The organism is Aquitalea sp. S1-19, from assembly GCF_024343515.1.
Genome location: NZ_RJTZ01000228.1, coordinates 1 through 2,400, shown reverse-complemented (window position 1 = coordinate 2,400; position 2,400 = coordinate 1). Strand labels below are relative to the sequence as shown.

Here is a 2,400-nt window from a genome sequence, read left to right as displayed (position 1 = left end):
CGGTTGTGCGCGAAGTTGAATACACCGAGCCTGCCGTACGTGGCGATACCTCGGGTAAAGTGCTGAAGCCGGCCCGTCTGGCAGGCACCACCTTCGAAATCCCGGTTCCGGCTTTCGTCAACACCGGCGACAAGATCGAAATCGACACGCGCACCAACGAATTCAAGAAGCGCGCCTGATTTAACGCTGCACCAAGCAGCGCTTGACCAGGAAAAGCCAGCCGGATGAACGGCTGGCTTTTTTACGTCTGCGGCTACCCAAATCTGCCTTACAAGGCCAGCGTCCCCTGCGACACCATGTACAGCGCAGCGATGGCCAAGGCCAGCACCAGCAAGCCCAGCGCGGCTTCCAGCGGATGGGAGAAGAACTTCTCGCCCCGCTCGTGCTTGGCCTTCAGATAAAATGGCAGGCCCAGCGCATACAGGATCATCGACAGCAGCAAAAAGCTCAGGCCGCCGGCGTAGATCAGCCAGATGCCGTATACCGTGCCCAGCGCGGTCAGAGCGACCAGCGTCACCGACTTGACCTTTGCCTTGAGCGCCAGACGCAGACCAAAGCCGGCGCATAGCAGGTAAGGGATCAGCGCCATCGACGAAGCCAGCTGGATCAGGATGTTGTAACCGGCATCGTTCAGATGGTTGATCACCAGCACCAGCGAGATCAGGCTATTGGTCAGCCATAGCGCATTGGCCGGCGTGCCGTTCTTGTTGAGCTTGCCGAATGCCTTGGGCGCGGTATTGTTGTCGCCGCGCGCAGCCAGATACAGCATCTCGCTGGAGATCATGGTCCAGGCAAGCAGTGCGCCGCCAACCGACAGCACCAGACCGATATTGATCAGCATCCCGCCCCACGGGCCAACCACATGCGAGAGCACCGCCGCCATCGACGGGTTCTTCATCTGCGCCAGCTCCGGTTGCGACACCACGCCCAGCGACAGCACCGACACACAGATCAACAGCAGGATGGTGATCAGAAAACCGAGAATGGTCGCCCGGCTGACGACCGCCATATTCTTGGCGCGGCTGGCATAGACCGTGGCGCACTCGATACCAAGGAACACCCACACCGTATACAGCATGGTGTTTTTCACCTGATCGGCCACACTGCCAAGCTCTGCACTGCCCCAGAAGTCGATCTGGAATACATCGACCCTGAACGCCAGCGCCACGCACAGGATAAAGAGCCCGAGCGGCACGATCTTGGCAATGGTCACCACCATATTAAGGATGGCCGCCGACTGCACGCCGCGCAGCACGAAACCATGCAGCGTCCACAACACCACCAAACCGCAGGCCAGCGCCGGCAGCGTGCTGCCCTCGCCGAAGAAACCCAGCGCCTGGAACGAGCCCAGCGCACTGAACATCACCACCAGATAACCGACGTTGCCCACCCACACCGAGATCCAGTAACCCCAGGCGGCGTTGAAGCCCATATAGTCGCCGAAACCCGAGCGCGCGTAGCCGTAGACGCCGTCGCCGATGTCGGGGCGGTTAAGCGACAGCCACTGGAAAATGCGCGTCAGCGCCAGCATGCCGACAAAGGTAACCACCCAGGCGATCAGGATGGCGCCGGCGCCGGCACCCTCGGCCATATTCTGCGGCAGGCTGAAGATGCCGCTGCCGACGATGGCACCCACCACCAGCGCGGTCATCGCCACCACGCCCAGCTTCTTGTCTTGTGTCTGAGACATAGGGATTCTTTCTTGAAGACTAAAAAACAGCCGCGACGCGAGTGCGCAGCGGCTGCCTGCCAGTGCCTTGCCAGGGCTCAGAAGCGTAGCGACATGCAGCTGACACCGCCGTCAACCTTACGGTATTCCGAGGTATCAACCTCGATCACCTCGTAGCCGAGCGCGGCGATCTTGGCGGCGGTCTTCGGGTAGCCGGAAGGCATGATCACCTTGCCGTTGACCCAGATGCAGTTGGCGGCGTAGATCTCGTCTTCCGGCAGCTCGATAATGTTGTACTTCTGGAATTCGGGCTTGGTCAGGAACTCGCCGGCGCACATCAGGTTGTTGTTCTCCAGATAGGCAAGCCCGGTCTTCAGGTGCAGCACCTCGTCCATGGAAACGACAGAACCGGTCATGCCGTACTTTTCCAGAATGGCGATCAGCTGGCGCGCGCCCTCGGCATTGGTACGGGCCGAGTTGCCGATATAGTAGTGGTTGCCGACCATCATCACGTCGCCTGCGTCCAGCGTGCCCGGCTCGACAATGCGCTCGACGTTCTTGTAGAAGCGGGCAAGGATGGGCGCCATCAGTTCGGCTTCACCGCGGCGGCTGTCGGCACCCGGGCGGGTGACGATACCGCAATGCGGCGTGCACAGGGCCGGATCTTCAACGAACACCGAATCCGGAAACTCTTCGGCCGGCGGCAGGATGGTGATGTCGACACCGCAAGT

General features: G+C 60.8%; 2 protein-coding genes and 1 pseudogene. 1 reads left to right on the top strand and 2 read right to left on the bottom strand.

Going from position 1 to position 2,400, the window contains the following annotated elements:
• Positions 1-179: pseudogene (locus tag EGI20_RS17565) on the top strand (elongation factor P); the annotation flags it as partial.
• A gap of 89 nt (positions 180-268) precedes the next feature.
• On the opposite strand, the gene EGI20_RS17560 reads toward EGI20_RS17565, so the two are convergent.
• Together EGI20_RS17560 and EGI20_RS17555 are read right to left on the bottom strand one after the other, a co-directional pair.
• Positions 269-1,690 (bottom strand): basic amino acid/polyamine antiporter, encoded by a 1,422-nt coding sequence (locus EGI20_RS17560; RefSeq protein WP_498633012.1) that lies wholly within the window; start codon positions 1,688-1,690, stop codon positions 269-271.
• A gap of 77 nt (positions 1,691-1,767) precedes the next feature.
• A partial coding sequence (locus tag EGI20_RS17555; RefSeq protein WP_498633010.1) for a dimethylarginine dimethylaminohydrolase family protein occupies positions 1,768-2,400 on the bottom strand: 633 nt, incomplete at its 5' end.